17 protein-coding genes and 2 pseudogenes are annotated in these 23,525 nt (G+C 58.9%); 7 read left to right on the forward strand and 12 right to left on the reverse strand.

Features of this window, described 5'->3' with window-relative positions; all coding sequences use genetic code 11:
- Positions 1 to 870: 870 nt before the first annotated feature.
- On the reverse strand, positions 871 to 1,362 hold the full coding sequence (locus tag SB753_RS17990; RefSeq protein ID WP_410801119.1) for a winged helix-turn-helix transcriptional regulator: 492 nt from the start codon (positions 1,360 to 1,362) through the stop codon (positions 871 to 873).
- Positions 1,363 to 1,476: 114 nt separating this feature from the next.
- On the opposite strand from SB753_RS17990, the gene SB753_RS17995 reads away from it, so the two are divergent.
- Positions 1,477 to 2,361, forward strand: a complete 885-nt coding sequence (locus SB753_RS17995) for an alpha/beta fold hydrolase (RefSeq protein ID WP_408492792.1) — start codon at positions 1,477 to 1,479, stop codon at positions 2,359 to 2,361.
- A 35-nt stretch (positions 2,362 to 2,396) separates the two neighbouring features.
- Positions 2,397 to 3,509 carry an NADH:flavin oxidoreductase gene (locus tag SB753_RS18000; RefSeq protein WP_410801121.1) on the forward strand — a complete coding sequence of 371 codons (1,113 nt, stop codon included), beginning with the start codon at positions 2,397 to 2,399 and terminating at the stop codon, positions 3,507 to 3,509.
- Positions 3,510 to 4,104: 595 nt separating this feature from the next.
- Here the strand turns inward: SB753_RS18000 and SB753_RS18005 are convergent.
- The gene (locus tag SB753_RS18005) at positions 4,105 to 4,884 is read right to left on the reverse strand and encodes an SDR family NAD(P)-dependent oxidoreductase (RefSeq protein WP_410801123.1); all 780 of its coding nucleotides are present in this window, start codon (positions 4,882 to 4,884) and stop codon (positions 4,105 to 4,107) included.
- A gap of 143 nt (positions 4,885 to 5,027) precedes the next feature.
- Between SB753_RS18005 and SB753_RS18010 the strand changes: the two genes are divergently transcribed.
- Positions 5,028 to 5,924 (forward strand): AraC family transcriptional regulator N-terminal domain-containing protein, encoded by an 897-nt coding sequence (locus tag SB753_RS18010; protein ID WP_410801125.1) that lies wholly within the window; start codon positions 5,028 to 5,030, stop codon positions 5,922 to 5,924.
- Positions 5,925 to 6,712: 788 nt separating this feature from the next.
- Here the strand turns inward: SB753_RS18010 and SB753_RS18015 are convergent.
- The gene (locus tag SB753_RS18015) at positions 6,713 to 7,069 is read right to left on the reverse strand and encodes a nuclear transport factor 2 family protein (protein ID WP_042320185.1); all 357 of its coding nucleotides are present in this window, start codon (positions 7,067 to 7,069) and stop codon (positions 6,713 to 6,715) included.
- An 85-nt stretch (positions 7,070 to 7,154) separates the two neighbouring features.
- On the opposite strand from SB753_RS18015, the gene SB753_RS18020 reads away from it, so the two are divergent.
- Complete coding sequence (locus SB753_RS18020; protein ID WP_410801127.1) at positions 7,155 to 8,123, forward strand: AraC family transcriptional regulator; 969 nt, start codon at positions 7,155 to 7,157, stop codon at positions 8,121 to 8,123.
- 412 nt (positions 8,124 to 8,535) lie between these two features.
- Here SB753_RS18020 and ltrA read toward each other — a convergent pair whose 3' ends face one another.
- From ltrA to SB753_RS18035, 3 genes and pseudogenes are all read right to left on the reverse strand, one after another.
- Positions 8,536 to 9,846, reverse strand: coding sequence for a group II intron reverse transcriptase/maturase (gene ltrA, locus SB753_RS18025; protein ID WP_410801129.1), 1,311 nt, complete (start codon positions 9,844 to 9,846; stop codon positions 8,536 to 8,538).
- A gap of 659 nt (positions 9,847 to 10,505) precedes the next feature.
- Positions 10,506 to 11,201, reverse strand: coding sequence for a sensor histidine kinase (locus SB753_RS18030; RefSeq protein WP_410801131.1), 696 nt, complete (start codon positions 11,199 to 11,201; stop codon positions 10,506 to 10,508).
- A 37-nt stretch (positions 11,202 to 11,238) separates the two neighbouring features.
- Positions 11,239 to 11,430: pseudogene (locus tag SB753_RS18035) on the reverse strand (IS66 family transposase); the annotation flags it as partial.
- Between the two features lie 153 nt (positions 11,431 to 11,583).
- Between SB753_RS18035 and SB753_RS18040 the strand changes: the two are divergent.
- On the forward strand, positions 11,584 to 13,743 hold the full coding sequence (locus SB753_RS18040; protein WP_410801133.1) for a tyrosine-type recombinase/integrase: 2,160 nt from the start codon (positions 11,584 to 11,586) through the stop codon (positions 13,741 to 13,743).
- Positions 13,736 to 14,734, forward strand: coding sequence for a tyrosine-type recombinase/integrase (locus SB753_RS18045; protein ID WP_410801135.1), 999 nt, complete (start codon positions 13,736 to 13,738; stop codon positions 14,732 to 14,734). The genes SB753_RS18040 and SB753_RS18045 overlap by 8 nt, the downstream gene beginning before the upstream one ends.
- Before the next feature lie 95 nt (positions 14,735 to 14,829).
- Here SB753_RS18045 and tnpC read toward each other — a convergent pair.
- The 6 genes and pseudogenes from tnpC to SB753_RS18075 form a co-directional block, all read right to left on the reverse strand.
- Positions 14,830 to 15,825, reverse strand: a pseudogene (gene tnpC, locus SB753_RS18050) (IS66 family transposase); the annotation flags it as partial.
- A gap of 51 nt (positions 15,826 to 15,876) precedes the next feature.
- Positions 15,877 to 16,077: an IS66 family insertion sequence element accessory protein TnpB gene (gene tnpB / locus SB753_RS18055; RefSeq protein WP_410801137.1), complete on the reverse strand. Its 201-nt coding sequence runs from the start codon at positions 16,075 to 16,077 to the stop codon at positions 15,877 to 15,879.
- Positions 15,980 to 16,225, reverse strand: coding sequence for an IS66 family insertion sequence element accessory protein TnpB (tnpB, locus tag SB753_RS18060; protein WP_410801139.1), 246 nt, complete (start codon positions 16,223 to 16,225; stop codon positions 15,980 to 15,982). Before tnpB (SB753_RS18060) ends, tnpB (SB753_RS18055) begins: the two co-directional genes overlap by 98 nt.
- Complete coding sequence (gene tnpA / locus SB753_RS18065; RefSeq protein ID WP_410801141.1) at positions 16,222 to 16,617, reverse strand: IS66-like element accessory protein TnpA; 396 nt, start codon at positions 16,615 to 16,617, stop codon at positions 16,222 to 16,224. The genes tnpB (SB753_RS18060) and tnpA overlap by 4 nt, the downstream gene beginning before the upstream one ends.
- A 541-nt stretch (positions 16,618 to 17,158) precedes the next feature.
- Positions 17,159 to 17,554: a hypothetical protein gene (locus SB753_RS18070; protein ID WP_410801143.1), complete on the reverse strand. Its 396-nt coding sequence runs from the start codon at positions 17,552 to 17,554 to the stop codon at positions 17,159 to 17,161.
- 162 nt (positions 17,555 to 17,716) lie between these two features.
- On the reverse strand, positions 17,717 to 18,901 hold the full coding sequence (locus SB753_RS18075) for an integrase domain-containing protein (RefSeq protein WP_410801362.1): 1,185 nt from the start codon (positions 18,899 to 18,901) through the stop codon (positions 17,717 to 17,719).
- Positions 18,902 to 20,178: 1,277 nt separating this feature from the next.
- Between SB753_RS18075 and SB753_RS18080 the strand changes: the two genes are divergently transcribed.
- A complete protein-coding gene (locus tag SB753_RS18080; RefSeq protein ID WP_410801145.1) occupies positions 20,179 to 20,754 on the forward strand; it encodes a hypothetical protein in 576 nt (191 codons plus the stop codon).
- The last annotated feature ends 2,771 nt before the right edge of the window (positions 20,755 to 23,525 follow it).

Raw genomic sequence — 23,525 nt, forward strand, 5'->3', positions numbered from 1 at the left:
TAAAATAGAGCGGACCTTTGCGTATGTCAAGAATCTGCGGGGACTCTTTAGGTACGTTATGCCCGGCAATCAACAATACGTGTTGGAGATCGTTAATTTTGCTAGCGGTGTCCACTTGATCGCTAATGCTGTCCACTAATTCTGCTAGCGCAGGCGGTCGGTGGCCCGAAACAAGCATTTTTCTCGACAGCGGCTGATCCTCCGAAGCGCGGCGTCGAAGTGATTTGATAGCCGGAACACGGACGCCGGCACCGTTTCAAGGGGCCTGTGGTGCACGCTACAGAATTCGGCTGTCGGATCAAGCCACTCACGTTTCCAGCGTGGCGCTGACACGTCCGCTTCATTTAGCACGAGGCATCTAAAGCAGTACGGCATGCAGCGACGGTCATCGAGCCATGCTGTTGGCGTCTGTGTGTGGCTCAACCTGCCGCCATCAAGACGCGCGAGCGTCGCGAATCGCCCTAGTGCTGATCGCGAAATTGTCGGGAAAAGGTATCCATCCCGCCGTAGATGCGTATTAAATCTGTAACGTTGCGGCAATAAGTTCATCAATCCGTGACGTCCGGACGTGCCGAGGAGCTACAAGTGCCTTGCTGCGCATGACTTGGACAAGCCGAATTAATTGTGTCAACGACGAGGCCAAGGCACTGACTCATCCGGACGCATCGGGCAGTAGTCGCCGCCACAAACCGTCATTCGATGCCGTGCCTATGAAGACATCCGACCGTCTCATTGATCACTGAAAACCGGCCCTTTTTGGCACAGATCAAAATGCGTCGAGGATCACTTAGAGGCCGCCTTCTCCTCTGCAGCAGTTCGTCCGACGGCCGCCTCCGGGAGTGGCGAGTGATCCACGACTTATTGGTCCGATCATGTCGCGCAGGAACGGACCGATCTGGCATTCAGGAGTGCCGGCACTTGTTCCTCCTCAGCCTGCAGCACTTGCTGATCGTAGATCAGCTGTGCAGTCTCGATTTCATGCAAATGTTTGATCGACCAGTCGTATACCGCGCCGAACGGAACCTGGAGCGTGCGGCCAAGATCGGTGATCGAGTATTGGACCGCGACGGGTGACGTGTTGAGCACCTGCCGCGAGATCAGACCGTTGCGCTCGAGACGCCGCAGCGCCTGGGTCAGCGCCTTGTGCGTAGCCCCTTCCAGCCTGCGCTTCAGTTCATTAAAGCGCGTCGGCTTCTGCGTCAGCATCGTAAGAATCATTACCGACCATTTGTTCGCGACCTGATCGAAAAACGATCGAGCGGCGCAGTCCGCGAAGAACACATCGTCAACCTCGGGAGCCATGCCGATATCCTCCTGTATATCTACGCACCTCAAGGTGCGTAATTGACCGTAGATATCCAATGTATAACATAGCGTCAACACAATTGTTGGGCATCTGACAAGCAGGCCCGCGCGTTACGCACAGCCGTCGATCAATCTGCATCGAAAGTCTTATCCCGTCATTTAGGAAACCATATGAACTCTTCAAAGTCGAGGGTGTCGCGCCGCGACATCCTGAAGATTGCTGGCGCGGCGGCGGTAGCCGCGACCGTGGGCGAACGTGAAGCCATCGCCGCATCGCCGACGCATGCCGCGCTGTTCGCAACGGAAATGGGTACGGGCACCAACGTAATGTTTATTCACGGCTGGACTTGCGATTCCCACGACTGGAGCTGGCAATTGCCATTCTTCGAAAGCCGCTACCGTGTCGTCGCGCTCGATCTGCGCGGACATGGCAGGTCGCAGCTGCTGCCGCCCGGCGCCTATACGCCCGCCGACTATGTCGCGGACATCGAGTCGTTCATCGCGACGAAGTACCCTGGCGAGGAATTCATCCTCGTCGGACATTCGATGGGCGGGCAGATCGCGGCCCGGCTTGCCGCGAAGCGTCCGGATCTGGTCAGCGCGGTCGTGTCCGTCGACGGCGCGCTCGGCTTTTCCGGCCCCGCCGTTCAGCTGTTCGCGAAGATCACGCACGGTCTGCAAACGGCTGATCCCGCCACCGTCGTCCCGGCGTTGTTCCAGCTCGTCTATGACCGCAACACCGATCCGGCGTTCAAGCGTTGGCACGCGCGGCGTGTACAGGGAATGCCCGAGCATGTCGTGCGCGAGTCGTTCGGCCCACTGTTCTTCGGTGCAGACCAGGTCGGCGTTGGCGAAGCGAGCGCGGCGTTGTGCAAGCGCCTGAGCGTCCCGTTCTATCACCTGTGCCGTGATCCCGAGCAGGCTACGCGCATGCGCCCGTGGTTCTCGCATCCGAAGTCAAAGGTGGATGTATGGACCAACACCGGTCACTGGATCATGCAAGACCGCAGCGACGACGTGAACGCCGCGATTAGCGCGTGGATCGACACCCTGTAGCCGATCGCTTCGTTAACCCAACGCGAGAGAAACCGATGGCCGACCTTGACATTCTCTTCAGCCCGTATCATCTGAACGGCCTGACCGTGCCGAATCGCGTGATCATGGCGCCGATGACGCGCTCTTTCTCGCCGGGCGGCATACCCGGCGCCGACGTTGCAGCGTATTACCGCCGACGCGCAGAGCACGGCGTCGGCCTCATCATCACGGAGGGAACTGGCGTCGGCCGCCCGGCCGCGCTCGACGATCCGGACGTCCCGCGCTTCTATGGCGAGGCGGTGCTCGCCGGCTGGAAGAAGGTTGTGGACGATGTACATGCCGCCGGCGGGCGTATCGCGCCGCAGCTGTCGCACGTCGGCCAGAAGCGCTCGAATACACGGGTCGAAAGGTCATTGTCGGCGAGATACGAAAGCCCATCGGGACTTTCGATGACCGGGGAGCGCGTCGGCCAGCCGATGAGCGAGTCCGACGTCGCCGACACGGTCGGCGCGTTCGCGCAAGCCGCCGCCGATGCCGAACGCCTGGGTTTCGACGGCGTCGAACTCCACGGCGGCCACAATTACCTGATCAATCAGTTCTTCTCCGAGGATCTAAATCAGCGTAGCGACCAGTATGGTGGAAAAACGCTGCTCGATCGTTCGCGATTCGCAGTCGAGATTCTCAAAGCGATCAGGTCGGTTGTGGCCCCCGGATTTCCGGTGATCCTGCGCCTGTCGCAGTGGAAGCCGAAGGACTTCCGCGCGCGGCTCGCTGGCACGCCTCAAGCGCTCGAAGCATGGCTCGGCCTGCTCGCTGACGCTGGCGCCGACGCGTTCCATCTATCGCAACCCGCGTACTGGCAGCCTGCCTTTCCCGAAGTCGATCCGCATCTGAACCTGGCGGGATGGACGAAAAAAGTAACGGGCGTCACGGCCATTACGGTGGGCTCGGTCGGGCTCGGTAGCGATGTGTATGACTCGTTCGCGGGCAACGGTGCGCGCACCGCCTCGCTGGACGATCTGCTCACGCGGCTCGCGCGCGGCGAATTTGATCTCGTCGCGGTCGGTCGCGCCTTGCTGCAGGACCCAGCGTGGCTCGAGAAGATCCGGCAAGGGCGCGTCGACGATATCGAGGACTTCAGTCCTACCGCATTTTCGACCTTACGCTGATTGGGTGGCCTGGCGCCCAGAACACCCGCTCGCTCGGGTCCGTCACAGTTCAGGGAAGCGCTTTGGGTTGGGCCGAGGTCTGGCCCGTGCTCCCGACTGCGCTGGCGTTTACCGGAAATCAACACCTGCTCTCCGATGCAGAAAGGCGTCTCCAGCCTGATGTATGCGACCGCTGCAACACTTCCCTACCGGACACCTACTTCACTTCGCTCAGAAGGCGGCAGTGCGTCGTGTTCGGCCGGCCGGCCTTCCTTGGCTGCGCCGGCTCGTTGCGCAATTTGCATGAGGCGCTGGGCGGCCAGTTAGAGACTTTCGTTTGGCTTGTCGCCGGGACACTCAAAAGGCGGCCGCAATCAGAAAGCGGACGGCCGCCGGAAGCCCCTGCGAGGAATTCCGCGTCGCGCAAGAAGCGCTCTTAGAGTTTGCTCTGGTGTCGGAGATGCCGGTCCGAGAAAGTTGAAAATGTTGACGGGATGTTGAACGGCCGAATGGCGTCGCGAATGGTCCGTTACAGCAGGTCATAACAATCTCAGGCGGGATCTGCGGCGGACGCCGCCGCACTAAAGCAGCGCATCGACGCGTTCCCAATCGAGAATCAGATCTGAATTCCGCCAGCTACTTCGATCCGCTGTGCGTTGACCCAGCCGAACTCGTCCGAGAGAAGTGCCACGATCACCGGCCCGACATCGGTCGGCAAGCCTACGCGCCCAAGCGCGGTGTGGTCTGCGACGGCTTTGTTGACCTGTGGATTGTCACGCACTATGCCGCCACTGAAATCCGTCGCCACTGCACCCGGCGCCACGACGTTCACCGTGATTCGGCGCGGCCCCAGTTCGAGCGCCATGTAACGCGTCAGTGCTTCGACGGCCGCTTTCATCGGGCCGTAGATGGCACGCCCCGGAAACGCGAAGCGTGCGAGGCCCGACGAGATATTAACGATGCGTCCCCCGTCGCGGATCAGCGGCAGAAGCTTTTGCGTTAGCAGGAACGGCGCCTTGAAATGAACCGCGAACTGCGCGTCCAACTCTGCTTCGGTGCCGGCCTCGAAGCTTGACCCGGAAGAGGTGCCGGCATTGTTCACCAGATAATCGAAGCGCTTTTCACCCCAGCTATCGAGTGCTTCACTCACTCGCATGACGAAAGCGTCGAACGTGGCTGCGTTCTCTACGCTCAACTGCAGCGCAATCGACTTCGCGCCCGCCTCGACGACGAGTGCACGGACCTTATCGGCTTCGACCTGATTGGCGTTGTACGTGAAAATTGAGTTGACGCCGCAAGCGGCAAGTCTCAGTACCGTATCGCGGCCAATGCCTCGGCTTCCACCGGTAACGATCGCAATCTTCGGACCGGTGCGTTCAGTGCTGGTCGTTGTCATCTGACACCTCTTGTTGGCTTGGTTAGCTTTAATTCTCCGCTCGCGTCCTCGCCACGTGAATGCCCGAACCTGCCCGGTTATTGCCTGATTCTGCTCCACTGTTCTATGATGGGCCGACCCCATTCTTAGCGCATCGATCAGCCATGCCAAGCCGATTGGCCACCGCCTTGCTTCGCTATACCGACAGGTGCCCGGGCGAGAGTCCGTACGCGACACCGCTCGAGGGCGTCTTCATTCTTCGCTCAGATCAGCCAAGACCGCCGACGCTGCGCTCGGCGAGTCCCGCCTTGTGCATCGTCGCTCAGGGCGCAAAGTGGGCAAGCTTCGGCGGCGCACAGTTGGAATATCGGGCCGGGCAGGCGCTTGTGATCGGAGTTCAAACGCCGTCGAGGGGGCAAGTGTTCGAGGCGAGCCCCGACAAACCTTGCTTGGTTCTTCTTTTGCAACTGGATCTCGCGGCGATCCGCACGGTGGCCAATGAGATGGGGTCCGCCCCGGTGCCGTCGGGCGATGCAAGCCGCGGAGTTTTCGTCGCCAATTTCGACGGACCTTTGGCGGACTGCGCACTGCGTGTCGTGCGTCTGCTCGATACTCCCGATGCCGCCGCCATCCTGCAGCCGATGATCATGCGCGAGGTCAGTTACTGGCTGCTCGCGGGACCAAACGGCGCCGAAGTGGCGAAGCTCGCGTCAATCCAGAGCCCTTCGCACAGGCTCGCGCACGCGGTCGATAACCTGAGGGCAAATTATGCGCGACCCGTGCGAGTGGAAGACCTCGCTAAGCTGGCGCAGCTCAGCGAGTCGGCGTTTCATCGGCAATTCAAAGCGCTGACCGGCCTGCCGCCTTTGCAGTACCAGAAGCAATTGCGCTTGCTGGAAGCACGCAGACTGCTGCTGTCGCAGTCCATGAGTGTACAAACCGCCGCATTTGAAGTCGGCTACGAAAGTCCGTCGCAGTTCAGCCGCGAATACACGCGGATGTTCGGCGCTCCGCCGAAAAAGGAGTTAGCACATGTGAAAACGATCGGCGAGGCCGCGTAGGTTCCGAGCCGTGACAGATGACATTAATGCCGGCTCCAAAAAGACGCCGGTAGGCGGCAAAGTTGAGGCTCAGCCTCTCGGCTCGCACGACTAACGCGGTATCCGCACCGAGAGTTGCGCAATCGACGGTCTCGCAGACTTGTACGATGGCACCCAGGTCTTCTTTTAGCCCCGCGAGCTGTCTCAGATCCTTGCCGATCTTTGGGCCTGCCCGGTTCACCGCCGCGACGATCGGCCAGCCTTTTTTCACGAGGATGCGCACAGCCTCCGCACCATAGTAACCGACGCCGTAGATCATGATATTGGGCTTGAAATCGGTACGGTCTTGGCCGTTGCTATCGCGGACGACGCTCATGAACGGACCTTGTCAAATAAACTGAATCGCGACGATAGCACGCCTCAAGCTAACGAACACGCGCCGTCATGGCAGGTGCGTCACTCTCATCCCAGCCGTTTATCGCTCATCTCAATCATCGTCGTTGGGATTGACGGGCGGTCGTTTAAGCCAATGATGTGGCACGACCGAACGACAGTGGTACCTCGTCTACGGTCTGATGCGCCAGGCAGTAGTCGGCCAAGGAGCCGCCGGTCGAGGTCGCCCCCTTTTTGCATTAGCCAAGGAATCGTCCGCGCTCGCTCAATTGCTGGCCTCCCGCGAGCGAATTGCCGGTGGCGCTGCCTCACTCGGCGAGAAACTGCCGTTCGCCGCTGTGCGAGCAAGGTCAGTCTAACGTCGCCTGCACCCAGTTATCTGGCCATCGTTCGCTCGGAACCGGCCGGCACTGACGTCACAGCCTCCAAAATCCCGCCAGTCGAGTAAAGCGCCCTGTCCCATCGAATCGGGCGTAGCTGTGGGCGGTCAGGAATTCCGTGCCGTCCTTGCTGAACATCGTCCACTCGGCGAGCAGTTGCCCGTGCTGTTCCAGAACGGAATTGGCGCGGAAATAAGCTCCTGGAAACTTCCCTTGAAAGTCCTCGATATGGTTCAGGAGATTTTCGATTCCCTGCCCCTCGATATTTGGGCTTGTAAAAATAACTTCCTCGGCCACGCTCGAACGAATCAATCGCTCACGGTCGGCGTGAGCGATGTCAGCCCAGGCGTCCTGGTAGACGGTAAAAAGATCCCGCGGGTTTGAGTCTGTCATAGCCGTCCTTTAAGTATTGCCCGAAGTCGTGGAACCACTCGGACCACAGGCAGAACGATAAGCCGCTGCGAGCGAACGGGATATAATGAAAAGACCAAACTTCTTTACCATCTGTCCAAATTGCGTGGATCCTTTTCTTGACCTGATTCGGTTGCTTCGGCCGCAGGCGACTCTTTGGGCCCGCATCGACGCATCAGGACGCTGGGGCGTTTCGTTTCGTCAAAGAGACGACGTCCTGTTCTGTTGGGTACAGCGCGGAGAGTGCCTGCTTCTACGGCCAGGAATGCCACCGCTTCGTTTGAAAGAGGCGGATTTCGCGCTCATCCGAACGTCAACGACTTTCGCACTGGTTTCTGACCCGGGTGTAGAACCTCGAGACAGCGAAGAGATCGCGGCCAACGCAGGCCACACCGACATGACGCTCGGTGACGGCACGGGTGCCTCCATGACGCTCCGCGGAGGCCGTTTTGTTTTCGGGATGGCGAACGAGGAAATGCTGCTCGATTTACTGCCGCAGGTGGTGTGCGTATCGTCGAACGATCCCGGCTCAAGCCAATTGCGCGCGTTGCTCGCGATGAACGAACGCGAAGCAAAGTCTTCCGGGCCGGGTAGCGAGTTCGTCACCAAGCGTCTAATGGAGTTGATCTTCGTGGAAATATTGCGTAGTGAGGCGCTTCGGCTGAACCCCATGCAGACGGGCTTGCTTGCAGGAATGGCTGACCCCGTAGTTGCGCGTGCCTTGACGATCCTACACGGTCAAGTGGCCGAGGCGTGGACCGTCGCTTCGCTCGCGCGCCTTTGCGGTATATCGCGCTCTGGTCTCAGCCATCGGTTCAGTCAAACCGTGGGCTTAGGGCCTATCGAGTACTTGCAGCGTTGGCGTATCGCGATCGCTAAAGACGAACTGCTTAAGGGCACGCGGAACATGAGCCAAATCGCGTTTGAGATAGGTTTTCAGTCGCCGAGTGCCTTTAGTACTGCCTTCAGCCGCTCGGTCGGCTGCTCACCTAGCCGCTACGCTAGTCAGGCGTCACGCCGACTCTTCACCGCGTAAAGCCAGTGATCCGGGCGGACATCCTTCGGTGTCCATTGAGGCCGAAATCCCGCCTTCCAGTGCAGCCAGGCGAACGTCCGTTGCAACGTGAAACCTGCCGTACAAGTCTTGTCGTATCGACGGTTGAATCCGCCGTCGAGTTGCGTCTGTCGGCTCTTCAAACTCATCGCCGGAAAGCGGCCAGTGGGATTTCGCTGCCCGGAAACGGCCAGTCGCCAGTGCGTCCTACGGTAGAGTCGAGATGTGGCGCGGTAGCAGTAGGTTCGGTTTGTCTGTTGCCGCCTCTTTCGTTCGGCGGTGCCCTAATAACCTCGCCCTAACTCCGTTTCCACATCCCGCTCGTCGAACCGGACATGCAGATCTCCCGCATCCGGCTCTCGGACAAGACAGCACGCCTTCGTACACGGCAGGTTCACAACCAGGGACCAGTCAGACGCACGAGACCGAAGTGCCCGTAGAGGTGCTGGGATGGATAAGTCCCGCCCCTGCGACGTCTAACCTTGTACTTGTTGCGTAACCACCGACGCAACCGCGTAGCGGTGTAGTTGTCGAGCGCCCGATACGCGCGTCTGTCCGTGCCTACATTGAAGTAGTTCGCCCAGCCGCGTAGCGTGCGGTTCAACTTGCCCACCAGTTCCGTGGTCTCTTGCCACACTGTCTTAAGAGCGGTCATCGCATGAATCTTCTCAACCATACGCCGAATACTCTTCTTCGACGGCCGCATGCCCATACGGGCCTGCCCTGTCGTCGCAGAGTACAACCGCCCAAACGTGTAGCCCAGGAAGTCGAATTCGCCTTCCGGCACCTTGCAGATTCGTGTCTTCTCCTCGTTGACCGTCAACTTCAGCTTCCCCATGATCTCGCGCAGACGCAGCAAGGCTTCCTCAGCCTTACCCGTCTTGCACAGGATCACCAGATCATCCGCGTAGGTCACGATTCGACTACCAAGACTGCGCTGAAGTCCGAGCTTCTTCCATGCCAGCACAAACCGGCGCATATAAATATTCGCCAGCAGTGGTGAGATGGGTGAGCCTTGCGGAATGCCACGTCTGCTATCCCGGGCCTCCGTCGTGCGTTTCTTCCGACCTCGGTTATCGGTTTCTTCAACGGGGCATTCCAGCCACATCCGGATCAGATGCAGCACGCGCCGATCAACGATGCGCCGCGCGAGCGACAGCATCAATTCGGCGTGTGGAATACTTCCGAAGTAGTCCGCAAGGTCGGCGTCAACGACGTCCGTTTGCCCTCGATGCAGTCGCTCTTCCACCTCGATCACCGCTTGCTGGGCGTTTCGCCCCGCGCGATAAGCGTATTGCTCTTGTGGAAGGTCCGCTTCGAAGATCGGTTCGAGCACCAGCATCGCTGCTGTCATGCACACCCGATCTCGCAAGGTCGAGATGCCCAGTGGCCTCAGCTTGCCATTGGCCTTCGGGATAAACACTCTTCTGATAGGGTCCGGCCCGTAACTCTCCTGCCTGAGCGCAAGCGCCAGTTCGCCGAGCCACTTCTGCACCCCATACGCTTCGACCTCCGCGAAGTCTTGCCGATCGACACCCGGCGCGCCCTTGTTCGAACGGCACTGGGCATACGCATGCGCCAGCAAATCCTCGCGGTAGATCTTGTCGTACAGCGCATAGAAGCGATACCCGGCTTCTGCCTTCGCTTTCGCGTGTAACGCCATCTGCAGCTTCTGAACACTGATCGGAGTTGATAGGTTGCCCAATCTCCAGGTCCCTCACTACTTGTTGCGTTTGTCTTGAACTGAGGCCCCTTCCCTCCACCAGCGTTACCCGGCTTCATCGGTACTACGGGCCTCTCCGTCATCCCAAGGCGCCCGGCCTGTCCCTCACGGGCGTCCGGTTGGTCATCCCTGACCACGCCGAGGGACTTCCCGTGTTGCGTACGCTTTCCTTGTGTACATGCTGTCGCCACTACCCCGGCGCAGCGACTGGGCGTCCAGCCTGCTCATTCACCCAGCCGTATCAGCCTTCCCCGATAGGGTTGCCGGGTCGGCCTGCGCATCGACCTTTTCGAGGTTTGCTCGGCGTTCACTCGCGTTACGGCCTGCACACTCGCGCTGCCACCAATTCGTGACACGCATCACCGAAGGCTTCAACCGTTTCGTTACCTCCACGATTGCTCCGGTTGCTTCCGGCTGGAGCATTTGCCGGGTGGGACTTACACCCACTGGAAAGCGCCACCTTTTCACGGCGCACACCCGGAGCGGTCTTTCGGACGAGGGCTGCAGCAACGGCAGCTTTGCGAGCCGCTGCGGACATCGGCGCGAGCCTTCGACATACACATGACCCAGCAGTGCGCACTGGGGCGGCGCCATATACTCCGTCGATGCCGATTAACTTCTTCAGGCGCTGCGCAGCCCTGTCAAAGACATGCTAAGCCCCGGCCGGTGTTGTTGTTCTTCAGGCAAAGCGTGGCGTTATGCCGATTGGCAATGCGCGCCGCAATTGCCAGTCCCAGACCGCTGCCTTGCTCCTTTGTCCCTGCGCTGCGATAGAAGCGGTCGCAAACCCGATCCAGTTCGTGCTCGCAAATTCCGGGACCGCTATCGACAACCGTAACGCTGACCTCGGATCCGTTGCGCGAAAGTATTACGTCGACCTTCCCGTGTTCCGGCGCGTACCGGATAGCATTGTCGATCACGTTGTTCAACAGAACCTCGACACCGGCGACTTTTGCGTAGATGTTATATGGATCGTCAGCCATCAAAGGATCGGCGAAGTCCAGGCCCAGATCGATCTTCCTCGCTTCGGCAAGAAACGAAGCGTCCCCTACGGCACGCTCCGCGAGTCCCCGTAAACTGACGACTTCAAACTGATCAGCGCGGGGCGCGTCTTCGCGTGCAAGAATCAGCAACTGGTGCACGAGGTGAATCATCCTGTCGAGTCGTCCCTTGATGCGCTCGAACGTCCCTGAACTAGTCAGCGAGCCATCACGCTCGGCCGCGTGGACCTGAAGTTTCAGCGCAGCCAGCGGCGAACGAAGTTCATGCGCGGCATCTCCAACGAAGGTGCGTTGTGCACGTGATGCAATGTCGAGCCGGTTCAGCAGATCATTCAACGCATTGACGAGCGGCTGCAGTTCGACCGGACTAACGTCTTCGTTCGTCCGGTGGCTTGCCTCGAATTGCGGTCTCAATTGCGTACAGTTCGCCGATCCAGCGCAACGCTTCAGTGTTGACTTCGTTTCTGCGCGCGACGAACAGATCGTGGAATTTTCGACGCGCGTGCGCCATGCATGCAGCCTCCCGCACATCACCACTTTCGTAGATCGCGTTGTACCCTGCGAAATGTTATGCATAACATTTCAGCGGCTATGTTGCGGCCAAATTTATGTGGCGGCAACCGATAGGCGCCGAGGAAACATGGGGCATGCCCTGGCTATTGACGTGACATAAATTTCGGCGCTTTGTGACCTTCCAATCGTCGTTCGGAGGTCTGTCATGTCCAAGAAACCAGCCCTTGCAAAGGTCGAAGGGAGTCGCCATCGCGAAGCGCCGTTTTTGCAGGAGCGGGAGCGATATTTACGCCACTGCGCCGAGTTGGGTGCAACGCCTGGCTCGCTGTGTATAAAAAGAAATGAGCTCATTTGGGTCGCTCGCCTGCTGCCTGCGACTGCATCGCAAGGCGTCGATGTCAGTTTGCTGCAGGAGATCGCGCGCAAGCGCGCATCGATGCATACGGGCGTCACGATGGAATGCCGGATGATCGCAGCCGCCCGACCGTGGTTACGGTTCCTCGGGTGGTGGCGTGAGCCAATTATCGTTCTCCCGTTTCAGGGCCAGCTCGACAGATACGTCAAATGGATGCGCGATGAGCGAGGGTTCACTCCTTCCACGGTCGCTCAGTGGCAAAGCAGGACCACGCAGTTTCTTCAGTGGTGCGTAGACACCGATCGCCGCCTGGAGGATCTGCAGCCTGATGATATCGACGCCTACTTCATTCAGAATGCGTCGCGGTGGGGGCGGATATCGATGAAGGGTGTAATGGGTGCCCTCCGGATATATTTGCGTTACTCGGCAACGCAAGGTTTATGCGACTCACGACTTGCCGCGGCACTACGCACGCCGCGTGTCTACACGCAGGAATCCCTACCATATGCGCCACGATGGACCGACATGCAACAGATCCTGGCAACCACCGCGACCGACAAGCCAGCTGACATCAGAAACCGCGCGATTTTGATGCTCCTATCGATCTATGGCATGCGCCGCGGGGAGGTAGTGGCTTTGCGCCTTGATCAGGTGAACTGGGCTGGACGCACACTGCATGTGTTTCGCCTGAAACGCCGGCAGCCGCAGGTCTATCCGTTGTTGCCAACGGTCGCCGAAGCATTGGCCAGCTATATCGACACCGTGCGTCCGCCGGCTTCTGCACCGCAGATATTTCTTGGACTGCACGCGCCACATCGTCCACTGACTCCGCAGGCGGTATTCGACCTGGTCAATGACAGGTTCAAAGCGCTGGGAATTGAGGTGAAGCATCGGGGCCCGCACGCATTGCGCCACGCCTGTGCTGCACGCCTGGTCGATCAGGGTTTAAGTCTCAAGGAGATTGGCGACCACCTCGGCCACCATAGTGCATCTGCCACAATGACTTATGCCAAGGTCGATATGCGCGCTACGCGAAGTCGGCGACTTCGATCTGGGAGATCTGTCATGGAGCTGATCGACGTGGTGACAGCATACGTCGCAATGCAACGGTCGTTGGGCCTGCGATTTGAAGCTGCCGACCGACTCTTGCGGCAGTTTGCCCATCAGATGGGGAATGTCGGCATTGCCGACGTCCGGCCGGATGCCGTCGTGGAATTTCTACAAGGAACGGGGCCACTTACAGCTACATGGCGGCTCAAATACAACGTGCTTGCAGGCCTGTACCGCTTTGCCATCAGCAGGGGATACAGCGAGACATGTCCGCTTCCCGCAAACGTGCCGAAGCTGCCGCCGCCCCAGACCCCCTATGTGTACTCGACCGCAGAGCTCCGCCGCTTGATCGACGCGACGCCTCTGCTGTACAACTACCGTAGTCCACAGCAGGCATCCATGTACAGGACATTGATTCTCCTGCTGTATGGCAGCGGGTTGCGCATCGGCGAAGCGCTGCGGTTGACCATTCTGGATGCGGACCTGATCGACCGTGTCATCACCGTGCACGACACGAAATTCTTCAAGACTCGTCTGGTACCGATTGGGCAACGGTTGTCGACGGAATTGGCCACGCATATCGAGCGCCGTCGGGGCCTGCCGATGCCTGAGGGCAATAACTCGCGCCTGTTCACTTCGCGCACTGGGCACGGGTGGCCGTATTCGCAAGTCATTACCCTGTTTCAGCGCCTGCGCCAGATGGCTAAAATCGAGTGCCCCGAGGGAGAGCTGCACCCACCGCGTCTGCACGATTTGAGACATACCGCGACAGTACATCGGGTTCTTGCATGGTATCGCGATGGCAAGGATGTACAACGCCTGCTCCCGCAACTAGCGACCTACCTGGGGCACGTCGATATCAAATCGACGCAGCGATATCTGCGCATGACACCGGAGTTGCTCGCAGAAGCAAGCCGGCGTTTCGCACAGTACGCGCAGTGTGGAGACGATCATGAATGACAGGAACCTGCTTGGCCCCTGGATCCGGCGCTTCATGCTTGAGCATATGGTGGCGGAACGGAACCTCTCGCCCAACACGCAGGCCAGTTACCGCGACACATTGACTTTATTGTTACCGTTCGCGGCCAAACTCGGCGGCTTTGCGATCGACCGGATGACTGTTGAGGATCTTTCGCCAACCATCGTGCGCCAGTTCCTGGATCACGTCGAATGCGATCGGCATTGCGGTGGCGCCACCCGGAATCTGCGGCTGAGCGCGCTCCATTCTCTGGCCCGCTTCATCGGCATGCATTCACCAGTTCATCTGTCTTGGTGTAGCGAGGTACGGTCAATTCCATTCAAAAAAACGGCCAGGACATTGATCGGTTATCTCGAGAAGTCAGAGATGGATGCTTTGCTGGCAGCGCCAGACCGCCGCACGGCAATCGGGGCACGCGACTATGCATTGCTTCTGTTCCTGTACAACAGCGGAGCTCGCGCCGATGAACCTGCGAAGTTGACCATCGGACGCTTGCAGCTCACCGAGCCGTCCTCCGTTCGCATACTTGGCAAAGGAAACAAGATGCGTGTGTGTCCCCTGTGGCCGACGACGTCCTCCATCTTGACTCAACTCGTAGCCGGGCGTAGTGCAGACGACACCGTGTTCCGTGGACGGACAAATCAGCCGATGACACGGTTCGGTATACATCGTGTCGTCACCCAATATGCCAAGCTCGTGACCAAGTCACATCCTGCGATGAGAGATAAACGTATCAGTCCGCATTCGGTTCGACACACGACCGCGGTTCATCTGCTACGTGCCGGCGTCGATATCAACACGATCCGAGCCTGGTTAGGGCATGTCTCTTTGGATACGACACACATCTACGCCGAGGTCGACCTGGAAATGAAGGCAAAGGCGCTTGCTCGCGTCGACATCTCGGGCCTGCCCGCAGCATCAAGGCGCGCGACCACGCTGCCTTCACTGATGACGTTTCTGAAGCAACTTTAATTGTTCTCTGGCATTTTTTATGTGCGGGCACGAGTCAGGGGAATTGGATAAGCCCTGACTCGAAGACATCGCCGCCACATAAATTTGGCCGCAACATAGCCAGCGAACGCATCGGCCTGCAACGTTCCCCTGAAGTCCTTCAGATGGGCCTGCGGATATTCTCCAGCCCTTGTAGGACTGTATGCGAACCAGACCGCTGGCGCGTCCTTGGAGCCCGCCGGCCGGTCATCCCGGACGTATGTCCAGAGACGTGCGGTACGGGTCTTGCCATTGCCGGGCTCGAGCACCGGTACCGGGGTGTCATCCGCGTGGATCTTCGAGGCGGCCATCACGTATCGGCGAACGACATCGACCAGTGGCCGGAGCAACGCACTGCACTGGCCGACCCAGTCCGCAAGCGTCGAACGGCTGAGTTCCACGCCGTCTCGCGCATAGATCACTGACTGTCGGTACAGGGGAAGGTGGTCACAGAATTTGGCGACCAGAACATGTGCGAGCAACCCGGGTCCGGGCATGCCGCGATCGATTGGCCGATTGGGTGCAGCCGCCTGCACAATGCAATCGCAACAAGTACAGGCCTTCTTGAGTCGGCGGTGACGAATCACTCGCCAATGCCCCGGTACATAGTCGAGTTGCTCGGAAACGTCCTCGCCGAGGTCGCCAAGCGCGCCACCGCATTGCGGACAGCACGCGTCCTCGGGCTGATGTACAACGTCTTCGCGGTGGAGATGTTGCGCAAGCGGCTTGCGTCCAGTCGACTTGCCGGTCTCAGAGCGAGGCCTTGTTGGTGTGTCGACCGTTGCCGCGCCATCGTCGGCCTGCAGATCTTCAAGACGCAATTCGAGTTGCTCGATCTGACGATCAATCTTCTCCGACTTGCGCCCGAACTGCATGCGCTGCAGCTTCGCGATCCACAGCTTCAGGTGCTCGATCTCGAGCGCCCGGTCGGCGAGTGTCTTCCGGAGCATCGTTACAGTGTCGCGCAGACCCGTGAGCTCGCCTTCGTGCTCACGTAACGCCGCCTCACGCGCGATCAAGAGAGCCTTCAAGGCCTCGATATCGTCCGGAAGGGTAGCGTCGCTGGATGCCATGCAAGCAGTTTACGCGCGTGCATTGCGCCCTGCCTGCGTTGTCACATACGTTTACAAAGCGCTGGAGGGGCGGGCTGCATCGACGGGCTGTCGCCAGTCGAAACCTTCGAGTAGGAGACCAAGTTGAGCGCTGGTCAGCGAAACAACACCGCCGTCAGCACGAGGCCACGCAAAGCGCCCGCGCTCCAGGCGTTTGGCGAACAGGCATAGGCCGCCGTCGCGCCAGTACAGGCAACTTGATAAGGTCGCCACGTTTGCCCCTGAACACGAAGATGTGGCCAGAGAATGGATCTTTCGCCAGCACGGTCTGCACCTTCGTGGCCAGGCCGTCGAAGCCGCAGCGCATATCCGTAAATCCGGCGGCAACCCAGATGCGCGTGTTTGCGAGCGGATCAATCATCGGCTCAGGCACTGGATCACCACGCGCAGCGTGTCGGGATCGACGCTCCCTTCAACGTGTATCTCGCCTTGTGGCAACTGGATACGTATCTTGCCGGGCATCGATACCGGAGGCACACATGCTGCCGGTTCGGCCACGCCGCTGCCACCGGCCTCATCCACGGTGACTGGCAGCAACGCGCATTCGCGACCGTTCACGCCAAGGCGCCCATCCAGATACTGCTTGCGCCAGTCGAACAGCTGATTCGCATTCAGGTCGTGACTGCGCGCAATCTCTGCCACCGAACGTCCACTGGATAACGCCTCTTCGACGATCCGCCGCTTCTCGTCCACGGTACGCCGACGATACTTCCGGGCGCCTTTGATTTCGGTGAATTCAGTCACTCTGTCCATGATTCCTTTGTGGACACAGTCACAATTGTGCCCCGGGAAAGCATGGCTTCGCCTTCATCAGCCGTCTATACGGTCGGGGGCCGACGGTTACGCTGGAAATACGATTTAGCGACATTAGTTGCAAACAAACCCGGTCGTTGCGCCTTCTGCGATGGATCGCAGATCCTGATGGTGCCGGAAAGCAACGATGTAAGACCGGGGCATCACAGCAAGGCGCCGTTTTTGAAACACCTGAATTGCAATCGTCTGAGGTCCAATCAATACCAAACCCACTTGCGCTGCGGATGGCGACGGAATAGCGCAGTGAAAACACCGCCTTTCAAGAAACAAGATACAAAGCCGTCGAGCTCAGCGCACGTTTTGCGTGCGACCTGCCCGGTATCGGAAATGCCGCACTGCCGCTCCTCGTGCGAAACGAAGCGCACGGAGCCCATCTCTCGCGTCCGCAGAGTCGGCGGCAAGTCAGCTGTGTGTCGCATCGTTGCAGACGTCCGCGCGACAAAACATCTGCCGCCGTGTTAGCCGGATCAGGCTCGTGCGTTCATAACCTGCCCGCCCGCATGGTCCTGATTTGGTTGGCAAAACGGACTGATTTGCGAAAAACGCAATAACCGACCAAACACACAAAGTTCGCAAAACCGGCGGCGCTCACGGTGCTCAAGGCATTGGAGCTGGGCTTGGACGGCCGCGTACCGGGGAAGACATGCGTCATGTCGAATCCATCCGCGCCGTGCACCGCCACCGCGGAAGAGCCGTTACCTAAACTGCTCACTTTGCTCGCCCCGGCGTCATCGTCACGTACCACACACTGACAAGTCCGCTGGTCGAATGGCTTTTCAGAAGCTGTGTTTCCGTTCCCTTCTGCACGCGTTAAAAGCAGGGGCTCTGCCCGCGGCCGGCCACTCTTTTGTTTTTCCAACGCTTTTTCCATTTTCATCGAGCCACCAATTGTGGAAAGTCGCTAAATGCGCGGCATTTGACCGAATCGATCGGGTTAACGAGCCTATAAAGAGCACGTCTCGAGATAGCCAACGCGCCCGCTCCGGTGATTGTTCCCGCCGGCTGTCACGGTCGCCTCGTGGACTGTTCGCGGCCTGAGTCAACGCTGGGGGTCGGCCCGTGAATCGCCCAAAGCGATCAAGCCCCCACACGAAACCGGCGCAGTGGGCAGAAGATGGGCGCACTTCGCCAGGATCCGGTAAAGTGCCTGCCGGGAGATGTTGAGGTTTTTGGCCGCCTCTGACTTGTTACCGTTTGCCGCGGTAAGGGCCGCTATCGCCTGCTCCCCAGAAATGACGGGCCGCGACAGACGTTCGACCATGGCAAAAGTCGAAATGTAGGCAGTCGCCTTCGCGGCGAGGCTATGTCCTGCTGCCTCGACGAGCCGCTGCATCGCCGCCTGGTGAAGCGCTGGATCAGGGCGATGATCGGGCCGTTTGATCGGCGCGGGTACGCCGGTTGTCCGTTCATACATCTTTTGCAGGTACGCGTGGCGAAGCCCATGAACCGTGACGCCCTGGGCGCTGCGGGTGATCCCCTCTTTCTGCAAGACGTGGTAGAAGTGGCGATACCACTTTTTCAATGACCACGGCTCCGGAATCATTGACCCCGTGCGGGGGTTCGAGAGCCTTGCGGCGCGGATAAGCACCTCGTACTGCCACTCAGCATCGATGGGAACAGCTCGCGGACGTCCGCCTTTGGTGCCATCGATTACCTGGAGGTAGCCTGAAATTCGAAGACACTGCAGCGGACGCAGGAGCATGCTTTCCTGTGCACGTAAGCCAAATGTCGCCTGAAGCTCAACCTGCATGGCGACCCACCGGTCGCGCTCGCATAGTCGGGCGATCACGTCATCGAGCTCGACTCCCGCCGCCTCCCATGACTTGTCCTCCCGCGCAACGTAATAGCGACGATACCCTTCGGGACGCTTGATGTAGTCGTCCATTGTGCCGACGAGCTGGTGCTTTTTCATCCAGGCGGCTAGCGTACGCCAGTAGGTGAGCTTGTTTTCGACCGTCCCGGGCGATTGTTTCTTTTCGTTGATCCAGAGGGTCACGAGATAGCCGATGTGTTTCTCTGCGAGGTTCCACGGCGACTGGATGGCGAAGCCTCCTTTTCGAAGTTCGCGGAAGCCGGCGACCAGACTCTGGACGCGATACTTTTGGGTCTTGATTGATATGGCGTTCGATGTAACGCGGGTTTTGCTGTGCGCTTTTGTTAAATGTCGTTGAAAAAGCTCCGCCAGTTCGTTCGTGAGCCGTTGCGGAAGCCCCGCGTTTTCCATCAGCGCCGAGAAGTTCAGTTGGATCTTCACAGTCGTTTTCGTGAAAGGCGGCATCCTCCCCTATCAAGAGGACGCCGCGGGTTGATGAGGACCTGCACGCTTTGCTTTCCGGGATCTTAGAGATCAGAGAGTTGATTCACCCGGCGCAGGGAAGCACTGCCGCCTGATGATCCTCGCGCCGGCATCGGCCGGCACGAGGCTACCCGACCGCAGACTCACGTCTGTCGAGCCAGGCAATTCCTGTTGCGCTTTTCTTTTTCGGCTGCGCGGGCCGAGAGGAATGGAATTAGAAATCCGCACATAACGTGCAAGTGATTTCCCGTTCGGAAAGCCTGCTCACCGCGGTCGCATTGATATCGGATCGCGTGGGTCAGGCATGGCTTTACGCCGTTGACGGAAAGCAGGTCTGGACGTTCGCCATGTCCGCACGAACGTGTTCTCAGTCAGTACAGAATTGCAATCTGGTTAGGAGACCAGCCGCCATGCGGGTCGCGGAGAACTCAGTTTCTCCAACGCGACCTGCGACGCCGGCTCTGGCTTAACTGCCAGGCAGAAGGTGGACGCCCCGCCGGGCGACTAGCTCAGGAAATGGAGTGCGCTGCACTCAGGTCGATGCGTCACTGACGCAGATAGGTGTAGTCATATTAAGTTTCTCGACGCGAGAGTTCGGGCGAAAAGGTCGCGATTTTGCGGTAGCTTTCGGCCAAGGCGTTGCGTTCAGTAAAGATGGCCGTCTCGAGCGACGCGAAGAATCGGCGTCGAGGTGCGTCGGCGCCTCGTTGCGGAAAACGCAACCGCGTCGCCTGATGTGACGACATGCTTCCAAGCAGATAAACCTGGCGATAATGCTGGCCTGTACAGCGCTCAATATGATCGGCACGAAACACTCTTGCCGGCGATATGGCCCGGCATGGCACCAGCCGAAGCTCGCCTGCAATAAGTTCGCGCGCGATGCGACGATCGCGCAAGCAGCGCAAGATGGAGCGGTGGCGCGAGCAGGTCGAGGGACCAAGCGAGTTGCTGGTGAAAACGCAGCAGGTGCTGCCGAGGTTCAGGCCAACCGGAACAGCGCGCCGCAGGGATGTTCGCGGCAAGAAGCGAGCGAATCAGCGGATGGCAACTGGACATCTTCAGTCAGCAACATCAAGCGCCGCTGCCGTCCCAGGAGTCAGGTCTGTCCATTCCGGTGAAGGACGACAGGCGCAAGCGCGCCGCAAGGGACGTCCGCCTCTATCAGACGATCTGCCGCTCGAGCACGCTATGGATGCGATGATCGGGTGACGATTGTGGGCGAAACGGTCAGCGGCAAGCTCACGCACCCCGAGCAGGATTGGATCGTCGAGCATGTAGGGCCGCCAAATGCGCTGGTCAAGGACAGCCTCGACGAAGCGCGGGGCGATGTTCCAGGCGGCGCCGCTGGTATAAAGCAATGTCACCACGTCGTCGCGCCTGTTCCTTCGAAGCAGCACGCGTTCGCGAATAGGCGCCGTCGGCCACAGCCCGGCCTGAGGTCCGCGTTTTTGGCACGGCCCAGACGGACGAGGTCGGGCACGCACGCCTTCGATTACGTCGTTTCTTCCAGGGAATCTGAGCGCTTGTTGTCGGGCAATCCCGTGCAATTCATCAAGAACGTCGTTTCCAGTTATCACGGCACCACCGAAACGACGACATTCCTTTCTCCAAACAACAAGCTGTGCACTGCTTCCATGACTGCTTCATTTGGTTGGACATTCCCGAACGCTGACCTTCCGGCGAAGGCCGCGAGCGACAGGATTGCGCCGTTGAGCGTAGACTGGTCAAGCGTTTGGAGATGCCGGTATTGTGCCGCGCCGTCCGGGACAAATGAGGTCTGAAGCGTTGGTCATCACCGGTGACGTCGAACGCTTCAGAGTTTCGCACGGTGGAAGGACTAACTCTAAAAATCCGCGCCGTGCTCTTCGCCGCACAGGCCTTCAGTAAAGGATTTTCAGTCTAATTTATGGGCCTTGACGCTCAGGACTGTGCGCTCGACCGGCGGACAGGGAGGCACGAAATGCGGCAGTCTTCGCGTGCTGCGTACCCCGCTGGCGAACTATGGACTGCCGGGGCTGTGCCGTACTCGGAGGATCAAACACTCCGCCCTATGAGCTTGAGCCAGCCGTGAGGAAGGTCTCCATGCATGTACATCCGACGCCCCTCGCAAGCTCTTGATGATGATCGGAAATTGTCTGCATGCATGAATCCGACTTGCTCATGGTTAGTTGCAACAGCTTTCCCGCAGTCTGGAGGAGATCCGCCCCCCCCGGTCTTAACTAATCATGGCTTGAACTACATGGGCAGCACAGGGAGCAAAACCGGCGATGGGCGATACGAATCTAAACCAGTATTCCGTCACGTTGCTGTTTGGCACCTACGATGCCTCGGTGCCAGCTAGATCTCAATGCTTGCGTTCTATTTCTAGTAAGTGCTACTTCCACAGCTCGGATACGCACAGGCAACTGCGCCGCATATGAGGGTCTACCCGCAGCGCCCTCGCAAAACTCGAACTCGCGTAAGAGCCAGCACGCAAAGTCCGACGCAGCTCGGGCCGGCGGCCCATTACGCGTTGTCTTACCGCCAGACAACAACATCTCCTCGGCGCAAGCAAGACTGACAAGCGACTACTCCAGCGGAAGCCGATGGTCGATGACTAGCGAGTAATGCCCGGACGACGTCGTTGCCGCTTAACCTTGCGTGCGTTACGCTCCATCAGCGAGCTAAGTCCACACATGGCAACTGCGGCGCCCAGTATTAGAAAGCTGATATCCATGCTCATTCCTTTCGCTCGAAATCACTTCATGAGTAAACGTTAGCACGAAACTGTTGACAACACCTCGTCTTATCGTGTGATACGGCGCAGGCCAGCGTCAAATGGCCTCCATACTGTGCCTTCAGGGGAAAAGCAGCAGGACGTGCGTGGCAGAAACGGCCCACTGCTGGCGACGCTGCTTGCCGCCTAGTTGTGCATGATATTCAATCAAAAAGCGGCGCCCCGACGCAACGGGCCTCTTCATGGATTAGAACCGGCAAGGTCATTCAGTTGAACGAACAGCGCGCACGCCGAGATTATCCGGCATCGAGGACGTCGGTATTGCAGACGTAGCGTACTACCGTTTCAGGGCGCCGCATTCGGCGCCGGGTTATGACGCCGGCGATATGAGCGATTGTCGTATTGGATCGCCGATGATCTGTACTTCACCGTATGCCCCCGACCGCCTAGCGATGTCAAGCACCAGGTCGCAAAAGTCGGTTCCTTGAGCGCAGACCCGCGACGGCAAAAACGCTAGCGCGACGAGTGCAGTATGAGATTTTTTCTTCAACACATTGCGGTGACGCCGCGTCATACGTTGCATGGCACGTTGAGGTAATTTTTGTTAGTTCATCATACACACGGCAGGCGGAAGTCAAGGAAGCGCTGCACAACTGACCCGCGCGCGAATGACAGGACGTTTGACGCAGTCCGTTGCCTACCGTGGTACGAAATGGTCGACGGACATTATCAGTGCACTGTCGGCGCGAACGCGATGTGCGGGTCGGGAGGGCAACGAAGACCTTAGCTCGGCAACGTACTCGATCTCGGGCTGAGGGAGCCGAGCGAGATCTTGATCCGCTTTCGCGTTGAAACAACGAGCCCTTCTCGATGCGCACAGTGCGCACGTCGCCTCCCCGAATCCAGACCCGTGGACGAGCCGGCTCACGGCCTTAACCCGAAAAGCTTCGCAAAACCGCATAGCTTTTCGTCCAGCATAGCGTTGCATCCGGCAACTGATTCCATCCTGATCGTACGTTTGCCGGAACTCTCGCTCAGGTCGACATCGCCCGGGATTGCGGCGTCATCAGGCATGTCTCTGGCGTATCTAACGAGGTGCCGGGCGAATGTAGCTGCTCGGTTCACAATCAAAGTGTGTTGCGTCCGTAAGGTAGGATGCAACGAGATGCCGTCCTGGCTTTTCTAGATGAAGTCGAAGCTCACACGGCAATCGGCTTGGCGCCTCGCCTGGACCAGCCTCAGGTTTCCGAGAGACACAGACGTTAACGCCTCGTCACGCCTACACGGCCTCCAACTCGGGACGGCTCTACGGGAGAATCTCATAAAGGCATGAAACTCGCGCAAACGTTTCGACCTAATGAATGCAAAAGGACCGTTAGCCGGCTAACGGTCCTCGCGACGCGCAAAAACCCGCCGCCCCTTGCCCAGCAAGGCTTCCAAGCCAACGCTTGCTCGCACTGACCTTGTAATTTATGGAACCGCCTTGTATTGCGCGTATCGATCCGTCGGGACAAAAAAACCGGCTGCGGCAACCGGGTTGAGTTCATGAGAATGCGCCAATACAAAGCCGGCGCGGCCGGCAAATCAAGGGTTTCGGACATAAACGGGCCATAAAAAGCAAAAGGCCACACCCGAAGGTACAGCCTTTCAAGAAAAGATGGAACAGTGAAAGCCGGTCCGCGTCAATAATCAGCGTCGAACGCGCGGACGCCGGCGTTCGCGATCCGCCTTGCGGCCGAGGTCACTCATGTGCTTGCCATACGCACAAATCGCAATAGTCAGGATTAGCGCAACTACACCGAAGCCCATAGTCATTCTCCGTTCATGAAATCCATG

The organism is Paraburkholderia sp. SIMBA_053, assembly GCF_046534895.1.
Lineage (GTDB): Bacteria > Pseudomonadota > Gammaproteobacteria > Burkholderiales > Burkholderiaceae > Paraburkholderia > Paraburkholderia caledonica.

Coding starts and splice junctions, on each gene's coding strand:
- SB753_RS17995 (WP_408492792.1), top strand. CDS start 1,477: ATGAACTCTTCAAAGTCGAGGGTGTCGCGCCGCGACATCCTGAAGATT.
- SB753_RS18010 (WP_410801125.1), top strand. CDS start 5,028: ATGCCAAGCCGATTGGCCACCGCCTTGCTTCGCTATACCGACAGGTGC.
- SB753_RS18045 (WP_410801135.1), top strand. CDS start 13,736: ATGAATGACAGGAACCTGCTTGGCCCCTGGATCCGGCGCTTCATGCTT.
- SB753_RS18005 (WP_410801123.1), bottom strand. CDS start 4,884: ATGACAACGACCAGCACTGAACGCACCGGTCCGAAGATTGCGATCGTT.
- SB753_RS18040 (WP_410801133.1), top strand. CDS start 11,584: ATGTCCAAGAAACCAGCCCTTGCAAAGGTCGAAGGGAGTCGCCATCGC.
- SB753_RS18075 (WP_410801362.1), bottom strand. CDS start 18,901: ATGGAAAACGCGGGGCTTCCGCAACGGCTCACGAACGAACTGGCGGAG.
- SB753_RS18020 (WP_410801127.1), top strand. CDS start 7,155: ATGAAAAGACCAAACTTCTTTACCATCTGTCCAAATTGCGTGGATCCT.
- SB753_RS18070 (WP_410801143.1), bottom strand. CDS start 17,554: ATGAAAATGGAAAAAGCGTTGGAAAAACAAAAGAGTGGCCGGCCGCGG.
- tnpB (WP_410801139.1), bottom strand. CDS start 16,225: ATGATTGATCCGCTCGCAAACACGCGCATCTGGGTTGCCGCCGGATTT.
- SB753_RS18015 (WP_042320185.1), bottom strand. CDS start 7,069: ATGACAGACTCAAACCCGCGGGATCTTTTTACCGTCTACCAGGACGCC.
- tnpA (WP_410801141.1), bottom strand. CDS start 16,617: ATGGACAGAGTGACTGAATTCACCGAAATCAAAGGCGCCCGGAAGTAT.
- SB753_RS18000 (WP_410801121.1), top strand. CDS start 2,397: ATGGCCGACCTTGACATTCTCTTCAGCCCGTATCATCTGAACGGCCTG.